The sequence below is a fragment of the Allocatelliglobosispora scoriae genome (assembly GCF_014204945.1).
In the GTDB taxonomy this organism is placed as follows: domain Bacteria; phylum Actinomycetota; class Actinomycetes; order Mycobacteriales; family Micromonosporaceae; genus Allocatelliglobosispora; species Allocatelliglobosispora scoriae.
Genome location: NZ_JACHMN010000002.1, coordinates 1,736,682 through 1,757,111, shown reverse-complemented (window position 1 = coordinate 1,757,111; position 20,430 = coordinate 1,736,682). Strand labels below are relative to the sequence as shown.

The 20,430-nt window shown below is 71.3% G+C and carries 16 protein-coding genes and 1 pseudogene; 14 read left to right on the top strand and 3 right to left on the bottom strand.

Annotated elements, in window-relative coordinates; all coding sequences use genetic code 11:
* Positions 1–97: 97 nt before the first annotated feature.
* The 3 genes from F4553_RS13580 to F4553_RS42950 are packed head-to-tail and all read right to left on the bottom strand — an operon-like array spanning position 98 to position 2,996.
* Positions 98–820 (bottom strand): TVP38/TMEM64 family protein, encoded by a 723-nt coding sequence (locus F4553_RS13580; RefSeq protein ID WP_184835975.1) that lies wholly within the window; start codon positions 818–820, stop codon positions 98–100.
* Positions 821–1,528 (bottom strand): type 1 glutamine amidotransferase, encoded by a 708-nt coding sequence (locus tag F4553_RS13575; RefSeq protein WP_184840713.1) that lies wholly within the window; start codon positions 1,526–1,528, stop codon positions 821–823.
* The gene (locus F4553_RS42950; protein ID WP_376776212.1) at positions 1,515–2,996 is read right to left on the bottom strand and encodes a MurT ligase domain-containing protein; all 1,482 of its coding nucleotides are present in this window, start codon (positions 2,994–2,996) and stop codon (positions 1,515–1,517) included. Before F4553_RS42950 ends, F4553_RS13575 begins: the two co-directional genes overlap by 14 nt.
* Positions 2,997–3,195: 199 nt before the next feature.
* Between F4553_RS42950 and F4553_RS13560 the strand changes: the two genes are divergently transcribed.
* From F4553_RS13560 to ftsZ, 14 genes and pseudogenes are all read left to right on the top strand, one after another.
* Positions 3,196–3,873 carry a C40 family peptidase gene (locus tag F4553_RS13560; RefSeq protein ID WP_184835973.1) on the top strand — a complete coding sequence of 226 codons (678 nt, stop codon included), beginning with the start codon at positions 3,196–3,198 and terminating at the stop codon, positions 3,871–3,873.
* Positions 3,874–4,260: 387 nt separating this feature from the next.
* Entirely contained in the window at positions 4,261–4,725 is a 465-nt protein-coding gene (mraZ, locus tag F4553_RS13555; protein ID WP_184835971.1) for a division/cell wall cluster transcriptional repressor MraZ, read from the top strand.
* A gap of 164 nt (positions 4,726–4,889) precedes the next feature.
* Positions 4,890–6,016: pseudogene (gene rsmH / locus F4553_RS13550) on the top strand (16S rRNA (cytosine(1402)-N(4))-methyltransferase RsmH).
* A complete protein-coding gene (ftsL, locus tag F4553_RS13545; protein ID WP_184835967.1) occupies positions 6,000–6,497 on the top strand; it encodes a cell division protein FtsL in 498 nt (165 codons plus the stop codon). Before rsmH ends, ftsL begins: the two are co-directional and overlap by 17 nt.
* Complete coding sequence (locus F4553_RS13540; RefSeq protein ID WP_246466317.1) at positions 6,497–8,668, top strand: peptidoglycan D,D-transpeptidase FtsI family protein; 2,172 nt, start codon at positions 6,497–6,499, stop codon at positions 8,666–8,668. Before ftsL ends, F4553_RS13540 begins: the two co-directional genes overlap by 1 nt.
* A gap of 78 nt (positions 8,669–8,746) precedes the next feature.
* Entirely contained in the window at positions 8,747–10,246 is a 1,500-nt protein-coding gene (locus tag F4553_RS13535) for a UDP-N-acetylmuramoyl-L-alanyl-D-glutamate--2,6-diaminopimelate ligase (RefSeq protein WP_184835965.1), read from the top strand.
* Entirely contained in the window at positions 10,243–11,616 is a 1,374-nt protein-coding gene (locus tag F4553_RS13530; protein WP_184835963.1) for a UDP-N-acetylmuramoyl-tripeptide--D-alanyl-D-alanine ligase, read from the top strand. The genes F4553_RS13535 and F4553_RS13530 overlap by 4 nt, the downstream gene beginning before the upstream one ends.
* A complete protein-coding gene (mraY, locus tag F4553_RS13525; protein ID WP_184835961.1) occupies positions 11,613–12,716 on the top strand; it encodes a phospho-N-acetylmuramoyl-pentapeptide-transferase in 1,104 nt (367 codons plus the stop codon). Before F4553_RS13530 ends, mraY begins: the two co-directional genes overlap by 4 nt.
* Before the next feature lie 97 nt (positions 12,717–12,813).
* On the top strand, positions 12,814–14,187 hold the full coding sequence (gene murD / locus F4553_RS13520) for a UDP-N-acetylmuramoyl-L-alanine--D-glutamate ligase (protein WP_184835959.1): 1,374 nt from the start codon (positions 12,814–12,816) through the stop codon (positions 14,185–14,187).
* Positions 14,188–14,324: 137 nt separating this feature from the next.
* Positions 14,325–15,701: an FtsW/RodA/SpoVE family cell cycle protein gene (locus tag F4553_RS13515; RefSeq protein ID WP_184840708.1), complete on the top strand. Its 1,377-nt coding sequence runs from the start codon at positions 14,325–14,327 to the stop codon at positions 15,699–15,701.
* A gap of 10 nt (positions 15,702–15,711) precedes the next feature.
* The gene (gene murG, locus F4553_RS13510) at positions 15,712–16,824 is read left to right on the top strand and encodes an undecaprenyldiphospho-muramoylpentapeptide beta-N-acetylglucosaminyltransferase (RefSeq protein ID WP_312875197.1); all 1,113 of its coding nucleotides are present in this window, start codon (positions 15,712–15,714) and stop codon (positions 16,822–16,824) included.
* 10 nt (positions 16,825–16,834) lie between these two features.
* Positions 16,835–18,340: a UDP-N-acetylmuramate--L-alanine ligase gene (gene murC, locus F4553_RS13505; RefSeq protein ID WP_184835955.1), complete on the top strand. Its 1,506-nt coding sequence runs from the start codon at positions 16,835–16,837 to the stop codon at positions 18,338–18,340.
* Positions 18,341–18,342: 2 nt separating this feature from the next.
* Positions 18,343–19,122, top strand: a complete 780-nt coding sequence (locus F4553_RS13500; protein ID WP_312875196.1) for a cell division protein FtsQ/DivIB — start codon at positions 18,343–18,345, stop codon at positions 19,120–19,122.
* A 195-nt stretch (positions 19,123–19,317) separates the two neighbouring features.
* Positions 19,318–20,424 carry a cell division protein FtsZ gene (ftsZ, locus tag F4553_RS13495; protein WP_184835953.1) on the top strand — a complete coding sequence of 369 codons (1,107 nt, stop codon included), beginning with the start codon at positions 19,318–19,320 and terminating at the stop codon, positions 20,422–20,424.
* The last annotated feature ends 6 nt before the right edge of the window (positions 20,425–20,430 follow it).

Genomic DNA, 20,430 nt, shown 5'->3' with positions numbered 1-20,430 from the left:
AGCGTGGCCTTGCGGCGCGAAATGGCCACGCTTTGCTGCAAAACGCGCGGCTTTAGGACCAACTCTTGAAGAGTTGCGGCGATCTTGGGCTGCTGCGCTACTCGGGTGCGTCAGCGGTGGGCTTGCTCGCGGTGGGCTCGCCGGTCGGGGTGGCTGCTGCGGCCTCGCGGCGGGTGGTGTGGCGCCAGTAGAGGGCGGCGGATGCGCTGATCAGCAGGCCTGCTGCAGCGGGGGCGTAGGTCACCCAGGTGAACTCCGACGGGGAGACCGCCGCCGCGCCGATCGCGGCGTAGGCGAAGGACGACGGCGCCGCGCCGATCGCCGTGCCGGCGGCGAAGTCGCGCAGCCGGGTGGACGAGCTGCCGTAGACGTAGCCGATCAGCCCGAACGGGCCCAGCGGCAGCAGCCGCGTCACCACCACCGCGAGCAGCCCGCGCCGGGCGAGGAAGGAGTCGACCCGCGCCAGCCGCCCCCGCAGCCGCGCGGCCACCACCTCGCGCCCGGCCCACCGCCCGATCGCGAAGGTCGTCAGGGCCGCGATCAGGGCCGCGGCCAGGGAGGTGGCCGCGCCGCCCAGCGCGCCGAAGAGCGCGCCGCACGCCAGCGACAGCAGGGTACGCGGGAAGAGCACCGTCAGCAGCGTCGCACCGACGGCGACCGCGGCGACCGGACCGGCGGTGCCGAGGGTGGCGACGTGATCCGGGATCCGCTCCACCGGGAGCAGGCTGACGGCGATCGCGGCGGCACCGATGGCTAGGGCCAGCAGGGCAGGCTTCAGCCAGGCTCGCCGCGACGGGGCGGCGGGTTCGGGTGCCGTCATCTAACGCAGCGCCGCGAGCCGCTCGGCGCGGAGCTTCTGCGGCCAGGTGTCGTCGATCGGTGCGAGCTGCTCCTCGCCGGTGGCCCAGCGCAGCAGCAGGTCGGCGAGGTCGGGGTTGCGGGCGAGCGCCGGACCGTGTGCGTAGGTGCCGAGCATCGTGCCCGACCACGCGCCCTCGGTGCTGCCGTCGTTGCCGATGCCCGCGAGCACCTTCGCCAGCGGCCGGGCGCCGGGACCGACGTGGGTGCGCCCGCCGTGGTTCTCGAAACCGGTGAGTGCGGGCAGCCCCAGCTGGGGGTCGCACTCGCCGGCGAGCTCGCCGACCGCCCGGGAGGGTCCCCGGTCGGAGCTGATGTCCATCAGATCGAGCCCGGCGAACTTCTCGCCCTTGGCGAAGAAGTCCTTGCCGAGGAGCTGGTAACCGGCGCAGACGGCGAAGACGACGGCCCGGCGGTCGACGGCCCGGGAGAGGCCCTGGTCGGCGCGCAGGCGCTCGGCGGCGAGCGCCTGCGGCCCGTCCTCACCGCCGCCGAGCAGGTAGATGTCGCCCTGACGCGGTAGCGGCTGGTCGGAACGGACCTCGACCATCTCGGCGGGGATGCCGCGGGCGGCGGCCCGCTTGCCGAGGATCAGCATGTTGCCCCGGTCTCCATAGGTGGAGAGCAGGTCGGGGTAGACCCAGACGATCTGCAACTTAGACAACGCGATCAAGCTCCGCTCGGATGTCCTGGAAGGCGGTGTAGTTGGCGATGACCTCCAGGCGACCCGCCGGGACGGCCGCGAGCGCCGCTGCGAACGTGGTGACGTGCGTGAACGGCACCTCGTTGACCTCCAGCCGGACGGCGAGGTCCATCGCGCGGTCACCGGTGATCAGCACCTGGCGGCCGCGCAGCGGGGCGAAGTCGACGTCGTAGAGCCAGCTCGTGTCGAGCCCGTCGGGATCGCGGGCGTTGATCGAGAGCAGTGTCGGCGCGTCGTCGGCCATCTCGAAGGCCTCCAGCCAGCTCGCCGGGTTCTTGGCGAGCAGCAGCCGGATGTTGCGGCCCTCGCGGTCGACCTGGGCGTACCGGCCCGCGACGCTGGCGACCTCGCGCAGGCGCGGCGCGGCGGCGGCGGGGGAGACACCGAAGCGGGCGGCGACGGCGAGCGCGGTCGCCGCGTTGCCGAGGTTGACCGTGCCGGGGAGCTGGAGGTTCATCTCGTGCGCGGTGCCGTCGGGGCCGATCACCTTGCCGTCGGCGACGCTCCACTGGGTCTCGGGACGGCGCAGGTCGCCGTTGGCGCAGGCCCAGCCGCCGTCGACGCGATCGATGTGACCGCCGCAGGCGGGGCAGACGTGCGAGTCCTCCTGCCAGCGCTGACCGGCGGAGAACCAGGTCACCCGGCCGCTCGCGGCGGGTGCGGTGGCTGCCGGTGCTGCGGGCTCCGGCTCGACGATCGGGTCGCCGATGACCTCGCCGTCGACCACATCGGCGGTGGACGACGACCGGCCCGCCTCGACCGAGATGGCACTCGACTTCGCTGCGGGAGCTGCGGGCGGGGCCGTGGCCGTGGCGAGCGCGGGAACGACGGCGAGCTCGGCGAGCGGCGGATCGGACGGCTTGCGCGGGGCGGGGATGGCGACACCCGCGCCGATCGCGGCGTAGACGACCATCGGGTCGTCGGCGTTGGCGACGATGTGCACGTTCGGGTTGGCGGCGAGGGTGTCGCGCCAGAGCTGCGCCATCATCGCCACCTCCTTCGCCCGGTCGAGCTGGTCGCGGGAGAGGTTGAGCAGGGCGACGACGAGCGGCTTCGTCGCGGTGATGACCTGGGCCAGGTAGTGCTCGTCGACCTCCAGCACCGCGTACCTGGTGGCGCCGGCCTTGGCGAGCGCGGAGGTGTGCCCGGTCGGCATGTTGGCGCCGAAGGAGTTGGTGGCGACATCGCCGAGGACACCGATCGCGGCGGCGGTGAACCTGGTCGTCGTGGTCTTGCCGTTGGTGCCGGAGACCAGGGCGATCTGTCGTCCGTCGGCGAGGTGCGCCAGCAGGTCGGGGTCGATCATCATGCCGATGCGGCCGCCGATGACCGAACCGTCGCCGCGGCCGGTCGCGCGGGAGAGAGCGGCAGCGGTCTTGGACACCGACACGGCCAGCGCCGCTCGCAGCGGTAGCTTTCGTTCCTCCTCGGTCACGTCGGCGAGCGTATCCGGTCGACGGTTACGGACAGGTGCTGGGGATTCTCTGTGACCTGCGACACAAACAAACCATGGCATAGGGGCGGAAATATATCGGGCATTGAATGCGTGAGGGGCAGTCTCGGGCACGTTCGGGCAGGTCACGGGCGTTGTTGTCGGCTTTCGCTGAAGGCCGCCCGCTCGGTAGAAAAGCTCAATGTTGACTTCCCCCCGAGCAACCCGGCGGATGCCCTGCCGACCGGTCGCCGTGGCCTTCGCGGTCGCCGCAGGCCTGGTCACGGCCCCGCTGATCGGCTCCGGCGCGCACGCCGCAGCCCGACATACCGGCGCCCCGGCCGCGCTCGCCGCCAACGGCATCGCCGCCACGCCGACCGGTGACGCCGCCGCCCCCACGGTCTTCACCGCCGTCGATCCGGCCGCCGTACCGGCGCCAGTGAGCATGAACCCCGAGCCGACCGCCGGTCCGGCGGCCGTCAAGGCCGTGCCGCGGCCGCCGGCGCCGCCCAAGCCCCCCGCACCGAAGCCGACCAAGGCGCAGACGGTGATCGCGCTGGCGAAGCAGTACAGCGGTCGACCCTATGTCTTCGGCACCGCGGGTCCGAAGACCTTCGACTGCACCGGTTACACCAAGTTCATCTTCAAGCGGGTCGGCATCACGCTGCCGCACTCCGGCGCGCAGGGCCGTTACGGCAAGCACGTCGCGAAGTCCGCCGCCCGGCCCGGGGACCTGATGCTCTTCTCCAGCGGGGGATCGGTCTACCACGTCGCGATCTACGCCGGTAAGGGCTACATGTACGACGCGCCGCGCCCGGGCAGGACCACCGGTCTGCACCGCATCTGGACCAGTTCCTACGAGGTACGCCGCCTCGTCTGACCCCGGCGCCCCGCGCCGCCGCCATCTGTTCGACATCGCCACGACTCGTTCGTGGCGATTGTCGTTAAGACGACTGGATGGCAACGACGAATTGTGCTCCTCGTTACGGCCATGTCGGAATGTGGACGAATTCGATCATCATTCCCCTCCACTCATTCACGTATGCCCTGAGCTGCGGCGATGTGGAGCGAGAAGTGTTCGTCAAGAGTCATTTCCGGTTGACGGTGGAGGGAAGTGGAGTAAAGTGGTGGCTGATGGTGGAGTCGGGAGTCTCCATCGGCCTGGGGAGGGACTCGCCGCGAACGAGTCCTGATCATCGAAACGTCCCAATCCTTCGACGGAGTGGCTCCGTCGTCGGCGCAGGACTTCAGGCGCAGGGGGTTGCCGATGTTCCTCGGTACGCATACCCCGCGCCTCGACGACAAGGGCCGGCTGATCCTCCCGGCCCGGTTCCGGGACGAGTTGGCGGGAGGGGTCGTGATCACAAAAGGGCAGGAGCGCTGTCTCTATGTCTTCCCCACCGCCGAATTCCAGCGATACGCCGCCGAGCAGTCGGCGCGCCCCATGAGCGACAAGGCGGCTCGGGCCTTCACCCGGGTCCTCTTCTCCGGAGCGCACGACGAGGTCCCCGACAAGCAGGGCCGGGTCACCATCCCGGCGACGCTGCGGGACTATGCCGGGCTCGAGCGCGACCTGGTCGTCATCGGGGCGAGCACCCGGGTGGAGATCTGGGACGCGACGGCCTGGCAGAGCTACCTGGCAGCGAGCGAGGAAGCCTTCGCCGACGTCGACGAAGCGGGCCCAGGCCTGGGAGACGCAGCGGACGAGCGGGGGTGGTCCGACAGCCGATGAGAAGCGCGACGTTCGGCGAGTGGCCCCGCGAAGGCCGCAGCACCGGACACGACTGGCGTACCGCGAGATCTCCAGCCGCTTGAGGGGCCACCTGGCGTCACTTCCCCGGTGCCAGGCGCCTCTGCTTCGGACCCACCGCGCGGTGGACTCCGGCGGTGGAGCGGATGGGGATCTGGCGGTACGGCATTCGAAACAATGTGAGGGGGGTCGAGATGGAGGAACCGCGCGGCACGCACGTGCCGGTGCTCCTCGAACGTTGTCTCGACCTGCTCGCACCCGCGCTCGACCGGGCTGATCGGACCACGTACCACGTCGATGCGACGCTTGGTCTCGGCGGACACGCCGAGGCGGTGCTCGAAAGGCACCCGCACACCATCCTCATCGGACTGGACCGGGACACCGAGGCGCTCGCGCACGCGGGCCACCGGCTGGCCCGCTTCGCCGACCGCATCCACCTCGTCCACGCGGTCTATGACGAGCTTCCCGACGTACTCGCGAAGCTCGACATCGACCGCATCGACGGTGCCCTCTTCGATCTCGGCGTCTCCTCGCTGCAGCTCGACGAGGCGGATCGCGGCTTCGCCTACGCGCAGGACGCGCCGCTGGACATGCGGATGGATCAGAGCCGGGGGACGACCGCCGCGCAGGTGGTCAACGAATACCCGCCCGGCGAGCTGGTCCGGGTCCTGCGGGTCTACGGCGAGGAGAAGTTCGCGACCCGGATCGTCTCGGCGATCGTTAAGGAACGGGCGAAGCCGGGCGGCCTCACCAGCTCGGCCCGCCTGGCGGAGCTGGTCCGGGACGCGATCCCGGCGGCGACGCGGCGGACCGGTGGACACCCGGCGAAGCGCACGTTCCAGGCGCTGCGGATCGAGGTCAACCGGGAGCTGGCGGTGCTGGAGGCAGCCCTGCCGGCCGCGCTCGACGCGCTCGCGCCGGGCGGACGGATCGTGGTCATGTCCTACCACTCGCTGGAGGACCGGATCACCAAGCAGGCGTTGACGGAGCGGGCACGCTCCACCGGGCCGATCGACCTGCCGGTCGAGCTGCCCGGGACGGGCCCCACGGTCCGGCTCCTCACCAGGGGCGCCGAGCCGCCGACCGAGGCCGAGGTCGCCGCGAACCCGCGAGCGGCGTCGGTGAAGTTGCGAGCCGCGGAGCTCATCGACAGCGCCGGCGTCAGCCCCGCTGGGCGCGCCGGGAAAAGGACCACCGGCACAGGACCAACCAGCACCAGACAGGCACGGCACGAGAGCTAGCGGGGGAGGGAAGAGATGAACACGCGCGGTAATGCGGCACGGTCGCCGCGGGACGAGGACAACTACGACACCACCAGGGCACGGCGCGCTGAGCTCAACGAGGCGGCCGAGCGGCGGTCGAAGCTGAAGCTGGCGCCACCGGCACCGGTCTCGGCACCCCGTGCGCCGTTTGTGCTGCTCATCGTGTTCCTCGTCGTCGGCGGCACGATCGGCATCCTGCTGCTCAACACGAAGATCAACGAGAGCGCCTTCACCGTGGGCGACCTCAAGACCGAGCAGCAGAAGCTCAATCAGCGCCAGCAGCAGCTCGAGCAGGAGATCGCCGACAGCGAGGCGCCGGGCAACCTGGCGGCGCACGCGCGCAAGCTGGGCCTCGTCCCGGCGGGCGCACCGGCCTTCATCCGGCTGCCGGACGGCCGGGTCATCGGCGTGCCGCAGCCGGCCACGGGGTCGACGGCGATCACCAGCGAGACGAACACGAATTCGACGACGACGGGCGGAGGCGCCGGCTGATGCCGCGCCGACCCGACGAGCCCGACGACCCGCGCCAGGCCCGCAGGCCAGGCGCGGGTCGCGGCACGTCGTCGTCGAGGACCGGCGGCGAGAACCCGAGGGCCGACGGCGAGAATTCCAAAGGCACCGGCGACAAGTCCCGGGGCAGCACCGACAGGGCACCCGAGCAGCCGCGTCGCGGTGGATTGGGCGCCGCCCGGGCGTACACACCTCGGGGCAGGACCACTCGGGAGCCGCAGCGTGAGCGGGACGCCGCCACGCGCGAGCCGCGTCCCGAGCTGAAGGTCGTCACCGGCGGGCGGGCCGGTGCCGACCGGGATCGGCGGGCACCACGGGGGCGGGGCGATCGCGCCCCGCGCCCGCCGCGCGAGCCGGAGCCGATCGTCGACCTCGGCCCGCCGCCGCTGGGCGACCCGCGGCGCCGCATCCGCCTCGCCTCGGCGCTGGTGCTGCTGATGCTCGTCATGGTCGGGCTGCGCCTGATGCAGCTTCAGGTCACCGGCGACCCCGCGCTCGCGGCCCAGGGGCTCAAGGACCGCACCCGCGTGGAGGAGCTGCCCGCGCCCCGCGGCCAGATCCTCGACCGCAACGGCGCGGTGCTCGCCCGCAGCGTCGAGGCGCGCTCGATCTTCGCCGACCCGTGCCTGATCCAGGAGGCGAAGCTCGACCCGGCCACCGTCGCCGGTCAGCTGGCGCCACTGCTCGGTCGGCCCGCCTCGGTGCTGCTGCCGCTGCTGAGCCCGCACCAGCAGCCCGACGGCAGCGGTCCGACCTGCTTCGAGTGGCTCGCGCACGGGCTGAAGCTCGCCACCGGCGACGCCGTCAACTCCCTCGCCATCCGGGGCGTCGTGGTGACCCGGGGCGAGAGCCGCGACGTGCCCGGCCGCGACCTGGCCGCCAACATCATCGGCTTCACCGGCGAGGAGCTCAACGGGCTCGCCGGGCTGGAGGCCCGCTTCGACGACAAGCTCGCCGGGGTCAAGGGCCAGCGGATCTACGAGGTCGGCCAGGGCGCGATGCTGGGCGAGGAGATCCCCGGCGGCTTCCACAGCAACACCCCCGCGAAGCCGGGCTCGTCGCTGCAGCTGACGATCGACCGCGACCTGCAATATGAGGTGCAGCGGATCCTCACCGCCAAGATGGCACAGGCCAAGGCGACGATGGGTGCCGCCGTGGTGCTCGACATCGCCTCCGGCGAGGTGCTGGCGCAGGCGAGCTGGCCGACCTACGACGCGGGCAACCCCTTCGCCAGCAAGCAGGCCGACCGGGGCGACAACATGACCAACATCGTCGTGGACCCCGGTTCGGTGCACAAGGCGATCGTCATGGCCGCGGCGCTGGAGGAGGGGGTCATCACCCCCGGTACGCCGATCACCGTCGGCCCGTCGATCCACGTCGGCGGCCCGAAGGACAAGGACTACGAGGACCACGCGCACCCGTTCGCCGAGGGCACGAAGATCAGCGTGCCGGCGATCCTGGCGTACTCGTCGAACGTGGGCACGATCAAGATCGCCAACGAGCTCGGTGCCGAGAAGCTCTATGAGTACCAGCGCAGGTTCGGCCTGGGGACCCCGACCGGGATCTCCGTCCCGGGCGAGGCCGCCGGACTCGTGCAGCCGCCGGAGAACTGGAGCGGGACGTCCTACGGCTCGATCCCGATCGGGCTGGGCGTCTCGACGACGCCGATCCAGATGGCCGCCGTCTACGCGGCGATCGCCAACGGCGGCGTCTGGGTGCAGCCGCACCTGGTCCGGGAGTTCATCAGCCCGCCCCCGGGCAACACCGTCACCCCGGCCGCCCCGCCGACCACCCGCCGGGTGATCAGCGAGGAGCACGCCGCACAGCTGCGCACGATGCTGGAGGCGGTCACGACGGTCAAGGACGCCACCGGGCGCAGCGGGGCCATCCCCGGCTACCGGGTGGCCGCCAAGACCGGCACGGGGCAGCTCGTCGTCAACGGGAAGTACGCGCCCGGCGAGGTCGCCTCCTTCATCGGGATGGCACCGGCCGACGCGCCCCGCTACGTCGTCGCGGTCTTCGCGCACACGCCCGGCGGCGGTGGCGGCCTGATCTGCGGTCCGGCCTTCAAAGCGATGATGGAGTTCAGCCTCAAGCACTTCCGGGTGCCGCCGACGGGCACGAAGCCGCCGACGTTCCAGCTCACCTACTAGCCCGGTCGGCTCGCTCATCGACCGATGGGCCAGCACTAGCGGCGGGCTCCCTACTAGCAACGGGTAAGGTCCTACGGCGTGTCAGCAACTCCACGGCCTGGCGGCGTGCCACCGGTCGCGCTGCGGGAAATCGCGGCGCTCGCAGGTGCACCGCTTCCAGCCGACAACCCGCAGGTCACGGGCGTCACGCACGCCGGGTCTGAGGTCCGTCCCGGTGACCTTTACGCAGGCCTGCCCGGCTCGCGGCGGCACGGCGCCGAGTTCGCCGCCCAGGCGCGCGACGCGGGCGCGGTGGCGGTCCTCACCGATGCCGCAGGCGCCGAGCAGGCGGCGGCCACCGGCCTGCCGGTGCTCGTGGTGCCCGATCCCCGGGCGGTGCTGGGCGCGGTGGCCGACCTGGTCTTCGGGGCGCCGACGGCCGCGCTGACGGTCATCGGCATCACCGGCACGGCGGGCAAGACCTCGACCGCCTATCTGGTCGAGTCGGGGCTGCGGGCGGCCGGACACGTGACCGGGCTGATCGGCACGGTCGAGACCCGTCTCGGCGATCTGGTGATCGACAGTGCCCGCACCACGCCCGAGGCGGCCGACCTGCACGCGCTGCTCGCGGTGGCCCGCGAGCGCGGCGTCACCGCCGTGGTGATGGAGGTGTCGAGCCACGCCCTGACGCTGGGCCGGGTCGGCGGGGTCCGCTTCGCCGCCGTGGGCTGGACCAACTTCGGCATGGACCACCTGGACTTCCACGCCGACGCCGAGGAGTATTTCGCGGCCAAGGCGTCCCTCTTCGACGGCCGCGCCGCCGCCGAGGTCATCAACCGCGACGATCCGGCCCTGGAGCCGCTGCTGCGCCCGGGCACGCTCACCTACTCGGCGGCGGGTGACCCCGCCGCCACCTGGCGGGCGGACAAGATCTCCGGGGGGTACGACCAGAGCTTCCTCGCCCTGGGACCGGACGGGATCGTGGTCGACGCGGGTGTCGCCATCGCCGGACGGCACAACGTCGCCAACGCGCTGCTCGGCCTCGCCCTGCTCGCCGCCGTCGGGGTCGACCCCGCCACGGCGGCCCGGGGCATCGCCGCCTGCCCCGGCGTACCGGGGCGGTTGGAGCGGGTCACCGTGCCGGGGGAGATCCTCGGTGTCGTGGACTACGCCCACAAGCCGGACGCGATCGTGGCGGCGCTGCGCGCCCTGCGGGAACTCGCCGAGCACCGGCACGGTCGGTTGATCTGCGTGATCGGTGCCGGTGGCGACCGCGACCGCGGCAAGCGCCCGATGATGGGTGCGGCCGCCGTCGCCGCCGACCTGGTCCTCGTCACCGACGACAACCCGCGCACCGAGGACCCGGCCGCGATCCGGGCCGAGGTGATCGCCGGAACGCACGGCTCCGCCACCGAGGTGGTCGAGGTGGCCGGTCGCCGCCGCGCCCTCGACGAGGCGGTCCGCCGCGCCGAGCCCGGTGACGTCATCGCCGTCCTCGGCAAGGGGCACGAGCGCGGCCAGGAGATCCACGGCCAGGTGCTGCCCTTCGACGACCGGATCGAGCTCGCCGACGCCCTGACCGCCCGGAGCACCCGATGATCACGATGACGCTCGGCGAGATCGCCGCGGTGGTCGGCGGCACCCTGTCCGCGGCCGACCCGTCGACCCCGGTGACGGGTGCGGTGGAGTACGACTCCCGCAAGGTCGGGCCGGGCGGGCTCTTCCTCGCCTTCGACGGCGCGTCGGTGGACGGGCACGACTTCGCCGCCAGGGCCGTCGACCAGGGCGCGGCCGGTGTGCTCGGCAGCCGGGTCGTCGAGGGCGTGCCGATGATCGTCGTCGGCGACGTGCTCGCCGCGGTCGGCCTGCTCGCCCGCGCCGTGCTCGACCGGCTGCCCGAGCTGACCGTCATCGGGATCACCGGCTCCTCGGGCAAGACCACGACGAAGGACCTGATCGGGCAGCTCGTCGCCCGGGTCGGCCCGACCGTGGCGCCCGCCGGGTCCTTCAACAACGAGCTCGGCCTGCCGCACACCGTGCTCATCGCCGACGAGCAGACCCGCTTCCTGGTGCTGGAGATGGGCGCCCGCGGGGTCGGACACCTGCGCTACCTCTGCGAGATCGCGCCGCCCCGGATCGGCGTGGTCGTCAACGTCGGCTCCGCCCACATCGGCGAGTTCGGCTCGGTGGAGAAGATCGCGCTGGCGAAGGGCGAGCTGATCGAGGCGCTGCCGCCGGACGGGCTCGCGATCCTCAACGCCGACGACCCGCTCGTCGCTGCGATGGCGCCGCGCACCCGCGCCCGGGTGCTCACCGTCGGCACCTCCGCCGACGCCGGGCTCCGGGCCACCGACGTGACGCTCGACGAGGCGGGGCGGGCGGCGTACACCCTGGATGGGACCGTGCCGGTGCGGCTCGCGGTGGCCGGCGGGCATCAGGTCGGCAACAGCCTGGCCGCTGTCGCCGTCGCCCGCGCGGTGGGCCTGCCGCTCGATGAATGTGCGACCGCGCTGGGCGAGTCGCGGCTCGTCTCCAGCCGAAGGATGGATGTCTTCAACCGTGCCGACGGTGTCACGGTGATCGACGACTCGTACAACGCGAATCCGGGCTCCACCGCTGCCGCGCTCCACGCGCTCGCGGCGATGGCGACCGGTCGGCGCTCCATCGCGGTGCTGGGATACCACGCGGAGCTCGGCGATTTCGAACGGTCCGGACACGAAGAAGTGGGCCGGACCGCCGCCGAGACCGGGGTTGACCTGCTGATCGTGGTGGGTTCGCCCGCTGCGGCGATCCATGACGGAGCGGTAGCGCAATTGCAGTGGGGAGGAGAGGCTGTGCTGGTCGACGATCAGGACGCCGCGATCGAGGTGCTGCGGCAGCGATTGAGTCCGGGTGATGTGATCCTGGTGAAGGGGTCGCGCTACCGGACCTGGGACGTGGTCGACTCCCTCCGGGAGCCTGTGTCATGAGGGCTGTGTTCATCGCGGTGATCGTGGCGTTCCTCGTGTCGCTCTTCGGCACGCCGCTCGCGATCCGGGTCTTCACGAAGCTGAAGACCGGCGGCCAGCCCATCCGGGCCGACGGGCCGCAGAGCCACCTGAGCAAGAAGGGCACGCCCACCATGGGCGGCGTCGTCTTCATCGTCTCGACGGTGATCGCCTACGTCGCGGGCCACCTCGCCCTCACCACGCTGCCCGCCGCGCAGATCGGGCAGGTCAAGCCCACGATCACGGCGCTGGTGCTGCTGGGACTCTTCGTCTTCTGCGGCGCGGTCGGCTTCATCGACGACTTCCTCAAGGTGCGCAAGCGCAACAGCGGCGGCCTCAACAAGCGCGGCAAGCTCTTCGGCCAGTTCCTGGTCGGTGCGATCTTCGCGGTCGTGGCGCTCTACAACCCGAGCACCAACCAGGCGACCGTCGGCTCGACGAAGATCTCCTTCATCCGCGACATCGACTGGCTCAACGTCGGCAAGATCGGCGCGGTCATCGTCTTCATCTTCATGGTGCTCGCGGCGAGCAACGCGGTGAACCTCACCGACGGCCTCGACGGCCTCGCGACCGGCACCTCGGTGATGGTGCTCGCGTGCTACAGCTTCCTCGGCTTCTGGCAGTACCGGCACTGGTGCGCGGACCCCGCCTACACCGCCAACTACTGCTACGAGGTCCGGGACCCGCTGGAGATCTCGATGATCGCCGCCGCGGCGGCCGCCGCCTGCGTCGGCTTCCTCTGGTGGAACGCCTCGCCGGCCCGGATCTTCATGGGCGACACCGGCGCGCTGGGCCTGGGTGCCCTGATCGCGGGCCTGGCGATGGCGACCCGCACGATGATGCTCCTGGCGATCATCGGCGCCCTCTTCTTCATCATCACCATGAGCGTGATCATCCAGATCATCTCCTTCAAGACGACCGGCAAACGCGTCTTCCGCATGTCCCCGCTACAGCACCACTTCGAGTTAGCGGGCTGGAGCGAGGTCAACATCGTCATCCGCTTCTGGATCATCGGCGGCATCGGCGTGGCGGTAGGCCTGGGCTTGTTCTACAGCGAGTTCCTCAGAGCGGTCTCGCCATAGCTGATATCGCGTTGATCAAGGGAAGACTCGCCGCGAATCGGACACCCGACATGGTGAGTCTTCCCTTGATCAACGCGAATTAACGAGGGGTTGAGCGATGACGGTGGCCGATTTTTCGGGGCGTCGGGTTGTTGTTGTCGGAGCGCGGATGGCGGGGGGCGCGTGCGCCTCGGCCGTCCTGCGGCGCGGGGGGATCGTCACCGTCGTCGATCGGACCGACACCGCGCAGACCGCTGAGCTCGCCGCCGCGGGCGCTACCGTCGTCATCACCGAGGAACCCCGGGCCGATCTGCTCGACGGGGCCGACGACCTGATCGTCTCGCCGGGGATCCCGCCGCACCACCCGCTCGTCGTCGAGGCGATCGCGCGCGGCATCGACGTCTACAGCGAGCCGGAGCTCGCCTGGCGCCTGCGCGGGCCCGACTCGCCGCCCTGGCTCGCGGTCACCGGCACCAACGGCAAGACCACGACGGTCACGATGCTCGCCTCGATCCTGCGCGCCGCCGGGCTGCGCACCGCCGCGCTCGGCAACATCGGCGAGCCGCTCGTCGACCTCCCCGACGACTACGCCGTGCTCGCCGTGGAGCTGTCCAGCTTCCAGCTGCACTGGTCCTCCACGCTCGCGCCGCAGGCCGGTGCGCTGCTCAACCTCGCCCCCGACCACCTGGAGTGGCACGGCGACATCGACGCATACGGCGGGGCCAAGACCGCCGTCTGGCGCGGCCCGGTCGCGGTGGGCAATCTCGATGATCCGTGGGTACGCGCACAGCTGGCCCAGGCACCCGGGCGGCATGTCGGCTTCACGCTCGGCGCGGACGCCTCGGGATCCTTCGGCGTCGTCGACGGCTGGCTCGTCACGCCCGACGGCACCCGGATCGTCGAGGCTGCCGTGATCAGGCCCGCCGGTGCGCACAACGTCGCCAACGCCCTCGCCGCGGCGGCGCTGGCGGTGGCGCACGGGGTGCCGGTCGAGGCGATCCGGGCCGGTCTCGAGGCCTACCTGCCGGAGCACCACCGCAACGAGTTCGTCGCCACGGTCGACGAGGTCTCCTATGTGGATGACAGCAAGGCGACGAACCCGCACGCGGCCCTCGCCTCGCTCACGGCGTACCCCCGGGTGGTGTGGGTCGTGGGTGGTCAGCTCAAGGGCGTCGACATCAGTGAGCTGGTGATCTCGATCGCGGACCGGCTCGCCGGGGCGGTCCTGCTCGGCGTCGATCGGGCCCAGGTGGCCGCGGCGCTTGCCCGACACGCCCCCGGGGTGCCGGTCGTCGACGTGGCGAGGACCGATGATGGGGCGATGGGGGAGGTCGTGAAGGCGGCGTCGGCACTGGCCGGACCGGGCGACACCGTGCTGCTGGCACCGGCCGCGGCGAGCCTGGACATGTACCAGAGCTACGCGCACCGCGGCAAGGCGTTCGCCGCCGCCGTGGCGGCGCTGTCGGGTGCCGCGCCAACGGGTGAGGCGTGACGGGGACCGGCCGGGGTACGCCGGAGGCGCCTGAGTCCGCGCCTGCGGCCCCGCCCGCCGCCACCGAGGCCCAGCCGACCACCTGGCACCGGCCGAGCCCCGCTGACCTGCTGGGGTGGGTCTCCGCCCTGCGCGGCATGCTGGACCGGCCGCTCGCCTCCTACTACCTGCTGCTCGCGAGCGCGGGCCTGCTGCTCATCATCGGCCTGACGATGGTCTTCTCCGCGACGAGCATCACCTCCTTCGTGGAGACCCGCAGCGCCTACGGTGACGTGATCCAGCAGTTCGGCGCGGCGGTGGTCGGGCTGATCGCCTTCTGGATCTGCCAGCGGCTGCCCCGGCGGACGTTCCGGGGCCTGGCGCGGCTCGCCCTCGGCACCTCGATCGGCCTGCTCGCCATCCTGGACCTGATCAACCTGCTCGCCGGGTCCAGCAAGATCAACGCACCGAAGCTCGGCCCCTTCGTCGCGCACGAGCTCTGGCTCAACGTCGGCCCGGTCCAGCTCCAGCCGTCCGAGCTCGCCAAGTTCGCCCTGGTCATCTGGGGCGCCGACGTGCTCGTACGCAAGGGTGAGCAGATCGGCCGCCTGCGCGAGCTGGCGACGCCGCTCTTCCCCGTCGTCGGCCTGCTCTTCGTCCTGGTCGGATACAACGACCTCGGCACGATGCTGACGATCCTGATCATCTTCGTCTCGATGCTCTGGGTCGCCGGGGTGCGGTTCCGGGTCTTCGGCACCATGATCCTCGTCGCGCTCGCCGGTGTCGCCGCGCTGGTGATGGCGCCGGGCAAGGGCTACCGGTTCGGTCGGCTCACCGCCTTCCTCCATCCGGAGCTGTGCAATCAGATGGAGGAGTGCTACCAGATCACCCAGGGCAAGCTGGCCCTGCTCGACGGCGGCTGGTTCGGTGCGGGCCTCGGCCAGAGCGTGTTCAAGTGGGGCCGCCTGCCGGAGAACCGCAACGACTTCATCTTCGCGATCATCGCCGAGGAGCTCGGCGTCGTCGGCTGCGTGATGGTGCTGGTCCTGTTCGGGGTGCTCGGCTACACCGGGCTGCGGATCGCCAGCCGGGTGCCGGACCCGTTCCGGCGGATCGCGGCGACCGCGGTGACACTCTGGCTGCTCGGCCAAGCATTGATCAACATCGGCGGAGTCGTCGGATTGCTGCCGGTCACGGGCCTGGTGCTGCCCTTCATCTCCTACGGCGGATCGGCGCTCGTCGTCTCCATGGGCGCGGTCGGGATGCTCGCCTCGTTCGCCCGGGCGGAGCCCGAAGCGGCCCGGGCCCTGCATGCCCGCCCACCGGCCCGATGGGTGCGGCTACTCTGGGCGCCGTTGCCCGCTCTGTCCGCCCGGTTCCGCCCGGCCGACTCGGCTGTCCCCGCTGACGCGTCCACCGCGCCCGGGGAGCGCCGGACCGGCCGCCCCGCGGCGCCTGCGGCGAGACGCCGATCCGGCGATGGGCAACGACGTGCGGGACGTGGAAGGGGCGAGACGGTTGACTCAGACAGGTGAGGGCTCTGCGGTGCGGTCGGTAGTGCTGGCGGGAGGTGGCACCGGCGGGCACATCTATCCGCTGCTCGCCTTCGCCGACTGCCTGCGCCGGCACGACCCGTCCGTGCGGATCACGTGCCTCGGCACGCCGAAGGGCCTGGAGACCGAGCTGATCCCGCCCCGCGGCTACGACCTGCGGCACATCCCGGCCTATCAGCTCCCGCGCTCGGTCAACATGAACCTGCTGCGTACCCCGGACCGGATGTGGAAGTCCTCCCGGGCCGCCCGGGAGATCCTCGACGAGGTCTCGGCCGATGTCGTCGTCGGCTTCGGCGGCTACGTCAGCGTCCCGGCCTACCTCGCGGCCTGGCGCCGGCACACGCCGATCGTGATCCACGAGGTCAACGTGCCGCCGGGTGTCGCCAACCGGCTCGGCATGAAGTTCACCCAGAACGTCGCCGTGGGCTTCCCGCACCAGCCCGTGCAGTCCGAGGCGCTGCGCGACGCGAGCGTGGTCGGCGTACCGCTGCGCACCTCGATCACCTCGCTCGACCGGGCCGCCACCCGGGAGAAGGCCCTGGCCCACTTCGGGCTCGACCCGCACCGGCCCACCCTCTTCGTCTTCGGCGCCTCCCAGGGCGCCCGCTCGATCAACCTCGCCATGGCCGGCGCCGCCCGGGCGCTCACCGACGCCGGGATCCAGGTGCTGCACGTCATCGGTGCCCGCAACGACGATGTCGAGATCCCGACCGGCCTCGCCGCGCCCTACGTCACGGTGAAATTCCTCTCCGAGATGGAGCTCGGCTACGCCGCCGCGGACCTCGTGCTCTGCCGTGGCGGCGCGCTGACCTGCGCCGAGACCGCGGCCCTGGGCCTGCCGGCGATCTACGTCCCCCTGCCCTACGGCAACGGCGAGCAGCGGCGCAACGCGCTCCCAGTCGTTGAGGCTGGTGGCGGTGTCATCGTCGACGACGCCGACCTGAGTCCAGAGTGGATCGGGCAGCAGATCATCCCGCTCGTCACGGACCGGCAGCGCCTGTCGGCGATGGGTGTGGCGGCTGCGGCGTACGGGCGGCGGGACGGCGACGAGGCCCTGCGCAGGTTTGTCCTGGACGCCGTCGCCGCCCAGCGGGCGGGAAACTAAGGAGGTCGGCATGGAGACTGCTGAGTTGACACCGGCGGGCGTGCTCACCGCCGAGGAGCTGGGCACCGTGCACTTCATCGGGGTCGGTGGCGTCGGCATGAGCGGCCTGGCCCGGCTCTACCTGACCCGCAGCATCGCGGTCTCGGGGTCGGAGCTGCGGGAGTGGCCCGCCCTGGCGGCGCTGCGCGCCCTGGGCGGCACGATCTACATGACCCACGAGGGGTCCAATCTGGATGGCGTGGACACGGTCGTCTACTCCACCGCCATCCCCGACGACCACATCGAGCTGGTCGAGGCGCGGCGGCGCGGGCTGCGGGTGCTGCACCGGGCCGAGGCGCTCGCCGCGGCGATGACGGGCCGCCAGACGATCGCGATCGCCGGCACCCACGGCAAGACCACCACCACCTCGATGGCGACGCTCATCTTCCAGCACGCCGGGCTGGACCCGTCCTTCGTCATCGGCGGTGAGATCTCCGAGGTCGGCTCCAACGCCCACCACGGCGGCGGCGACTACTTCGTCGCCGAGGCCGACGAGAGCGACCGGTCCTTCCTGCTCTATCGGCCGCATGTCTCGATCGTCACCAATATCGACTCGGACCACCTCAACACCTACGGCGACCTCGACGGGCTCCGCGAGGCGTTCCGGGAGTTCGGGCGGCTCACCGATCCGTCGGGCTTCGTGGTGACCTGGGCCGACAACGACTTCACCCGGGAACTCGCCGCCACGCTGCGGGCCGAGGGGCGCACCGTCTACACCTACGGTGAGTCCGCCGACGCCGACCTGCGCCTCACCGAGGTCTCCTCCTCGGTCGCCGGGGTGCGCTATCTGGCCACGGTGGACGGTGAGTCGCTCGGCGAGGTGAGCCTGCCGTCGCCGGGGCGGCACCTGGGGCTCAACAGTGCCGGGGCGCTGCTCACGGCGGTGAAACTCGGGCTGCCCGCGCCGATGGCGGTCGAGGCGCTGGCGGTCTTCCCCGGCGTACGCCGCCGGTTCGAGCTCAAGGGCATCGTCGGCGGTGTCAAGGTCTACGACGAGTACGCCTACCACCCCACCTCGATGACCGCGGCGATCTCCACGCTGAAGGAGGTGGCCGGGGCCGGGCGGCTGATCGTCGTCTTCCAGCCCTACCGCGTCTACCGCACCCGGGATCTGCAGGCCGAGATCGCGCAGGCGTTGGCGATCGCCGACGAGGTGATCGTGCTGGAGGTCTTCGGACCGGGGGAGACCCGGCACCCGGGCGAGGGTGGTGTCGCGCTCACCGGTGCGATCGGACTCCCCGCCGATGCCAAGGTCTTCGTGCCGTCCTGGGAGGACGTGCCGCCGGAGGTGGCCCGCCGGGCCCGTGAGGGCGACGTGGTCGTGACGATGGGGGCGCCCCCGATCTCCCTCATGGGCGACGAGCTCCTGACGATCCTGGCCCGCCGGGCGGATGCCCTGCGGGAGGAGGCGGACGGTTCTGCCGACCCCGCCGACGAGGGCTACATCGCCCGGCACTCCCGCCTCGCGGAGGGGTGAGCGTGGCCGGCGAGACCGACGCCGACGGCATCCGGCGCTGGCGCCTGGTCCGGGCGGGGCGCGACGCCGTCCCGCCGTCGGTCCGGCGCTTCATGCGGCGGGCCCGGCGCCGTCGGCTGAAGTCGATGGCGCCGTGGGGGATCGGCGCCCTCGTCGTGGCCCTCGGGGCGGTGGCGGCCTGGGTCCTGCTCGCGACCTCGGTCTTCGGCGTGGACTCCGTCCGTGTCTCCGGCGTGGCGATCCTGCACCCGGACGAGGTGGTCGCGGCCGCCGCGATCCCGCTCGGCACGCCGCTGCTCAAAGTGGATTTGGCGGCCGTACGCGACCGGGTGGCGGCGCTGGTCCCGGCCGCCGACGCGGTCGTGAGCCGCTCCTGGCCCCATGAGATCACCATCGCGGTGACCGAGCGGACGGCCGTCGCCGCCGTCCCTCGGGAGAAGAAGTTTTCCCTGGTAGACGCCGCGGGAGTGGCGTTTCTGACGGTCGATGAGCGGCCCGCGCACCTGCCGCTGGTGCGGGTCGGCGAGCCCGGACCGGACGATCCGGAGACGATGGCGGCGATCGCCGTCCTCAGTGTGCTGACGCCGCAGCTCCGTGATCAGCTCGTCACCCTGGTCGTGGACGCGCCCGCGCGCATCAGACTCGAGCTCCGGCGCGATAGGGTGGTGCTCTGGGGTGACACGTCGGAGGGTGATCTCAAGGCTCGGGTGGCGACTGCGTTGCTCAACCGGCCCGGCAAGACAATCGACGTGACAGCCCCTGAGGTGGTCACGATATCCTGATCACTCGCCACATAAAGCATCAGATCCACAGTGGAGCAGACAGGAGCGCTCTCGACACGCCGCACGTGGTCCTTGGATCACGAGCGTGGGGCGCCTACGTTTTCCACAGGGCACAGTAGTTGACATAACTCTGAGCCTCTAGTAGAGGGTGAGGGTTTCCTCTCCCCCTCGCACGCCACAGAGGGGAAGGGCCGAATGACACCTCCGCACAACTATCTCGCGGTCATCAAGGTCGTCGGCATCGGCGGAGGTGGCGTCAACGCCGTCAACCGGATGATCGAGGTTGGCCTGAAGGGCGTCGAGTTCATCGCCATCAACACTGATGCGCAGGCGCTGCTGATGAGCGACGCCGATGTGAAGCTCGATGTCGGCCGCGAGCTGACCAGGGGTCTCGGCGCGGGAGCCAATCCTGACGTCGGCAAGAACGCCGCCGAGGACCACCGCGACGAGATCGAGGAAGTGCTCAAGGGCGCCGACATGGTCTTCGTGACGTGCGGTGAGGGCGGCGGCACGGGCACCGGCGGCGCGCCGGTGGTCGCCAACATCTCTCGCAAGCTGGGCGCGCTCACCATCGGCGTGGTCACCCGGCCGTTCTCCTTCGAGGGCAAGCGCCGTCAGGTCCAGGCCGAGACGGGCATCGAGGAGCTGCGCAACCAGTGCGACACGCTCATCGTGATCCCCAACGACCGGCTCCTCGCCCTCGGTGACCGTGGCATCACCATGATGGACGCCTTCCGGCAGGCCGATCAGGTGCTGCTCTCCGGTGTCCAGGGCATCACCGACCTCATCACCACGCCCGGCCTGATCAACCTCGACTTCGCCGATGTCAAGAGCGTCATGAGCGGTGCCGGCAGTGCCCTCATGGGCATCGGCAGCGCGCGGGGCGACAGCCGGGCCGTCGAGGCGGCGGAGCGGGCGATCTCCAGCCCGCTGCTGGAGCAGAGCATGGACGGCGCACGTGGCGTCCTGCTCTCCATCGCGGGCGGCTCCGACCTGGGCCTCTTCGAGATCAACGACGCGGCGCAGCTCGTCACCGACGCGGCTCACCCCGACGCCAACATCATCTTCGGCGCCGTCATCGACGACGCCCTCGGTGACGAGGTCCGGGTCACGGTGATCGCGGCCGGCTTCGACGGCGGCTCGCCCACCTACAAGCCGGTGGAGATTCCGCGCCGGGTCACGCCGACCGTGGAGACCACGATCCGGCACCCGCACCCGCAGCAGGTCGAGCCGCCGAAGCAGCCCCGCAAGGTGCTCTTCGACGATGTCGACGTACCGGACTTCCTGAAGAACGGTTCATAGGGACCG

Excerpts from the sequence above, each read along its gene's own strand:
- F4553_RS13580 (WP_184835975.1), bottom strand. The coding sequence starts at position 820 with ATGACGGCACCCGAACCCGCCGCCCCGTCGCGGCGAGCCTGGCTGAAG.
- F4553_RS13560 (WP_184835973.1), top strand. The coding sequence starts at position 3,196 with ATGTTGACTTCCCCCCGAGCAACCCGGCGGATGCCCTGCCGACCGGTC.
- mraZ (WP_184835971.1), top strand. The coding sequence starts at position 4,261 with ATGTTCCTCGGTACGCATACCCCGCGCCTCGACGACAAGGGCCGGCTG.
- ftsL (WP_184835967.1), top strand. The coding sequence starts at position 6,000 with ATGAACACGCGCGGTAATGCGGCACGGTCGCCGCGGGACGAGGACAAC.
- F4553_RS13540 (WP_246466317.1), top strand. The coding sequence starts at position 6,497 with ATGCCGCGCCGACCCGACGAGCCCGACGACCCGCGCCAGGCCCGCAGG.
- F4553_RS13530 (WP_184835963.1), top strand. The coding sequence starts at position 10,243 with ATGATCACGATGACGCTCGGCGAGATCGCCGCGGTGGTCGGCGGCACC.
- mraY (WP_184835961.1), top strand. The coding sequence starts at position 11,613 with ATGAGGGCTGTGTTCATCGCGGTGATCGTGGCGTTCCTCGTGTCGCTC.
- murD (WP_184835959.1), top strand. The coding sequence starts at position 12,814 with ATGACGGTGGCCGATTTTTCGGGGCGTCGGGTTGTTGTTGTCGGAGCG.
- F4553_RS13515 (WP_184840708.1), top strand. The coding sequence starts at position 14,325 with ATGCTGGACCGGCCGCTCGCCTCCTACTACCTGCTGCTCGCGAGCGCG.
- murC (WP_184835955.1), top strand. The coding sequence starts at position 16,835 with ATGGAGACTGCTGAGTTGACACCGGCGGGCGTGCTCACCGCCGAGGAG.
- ftsZ (WP_184835953.1), top strand. The coding sequence starts at position 19,318 with ATGACACCTCCGCACAACTATCTCGCGGTCATCAAGGTCGTCGGCATC.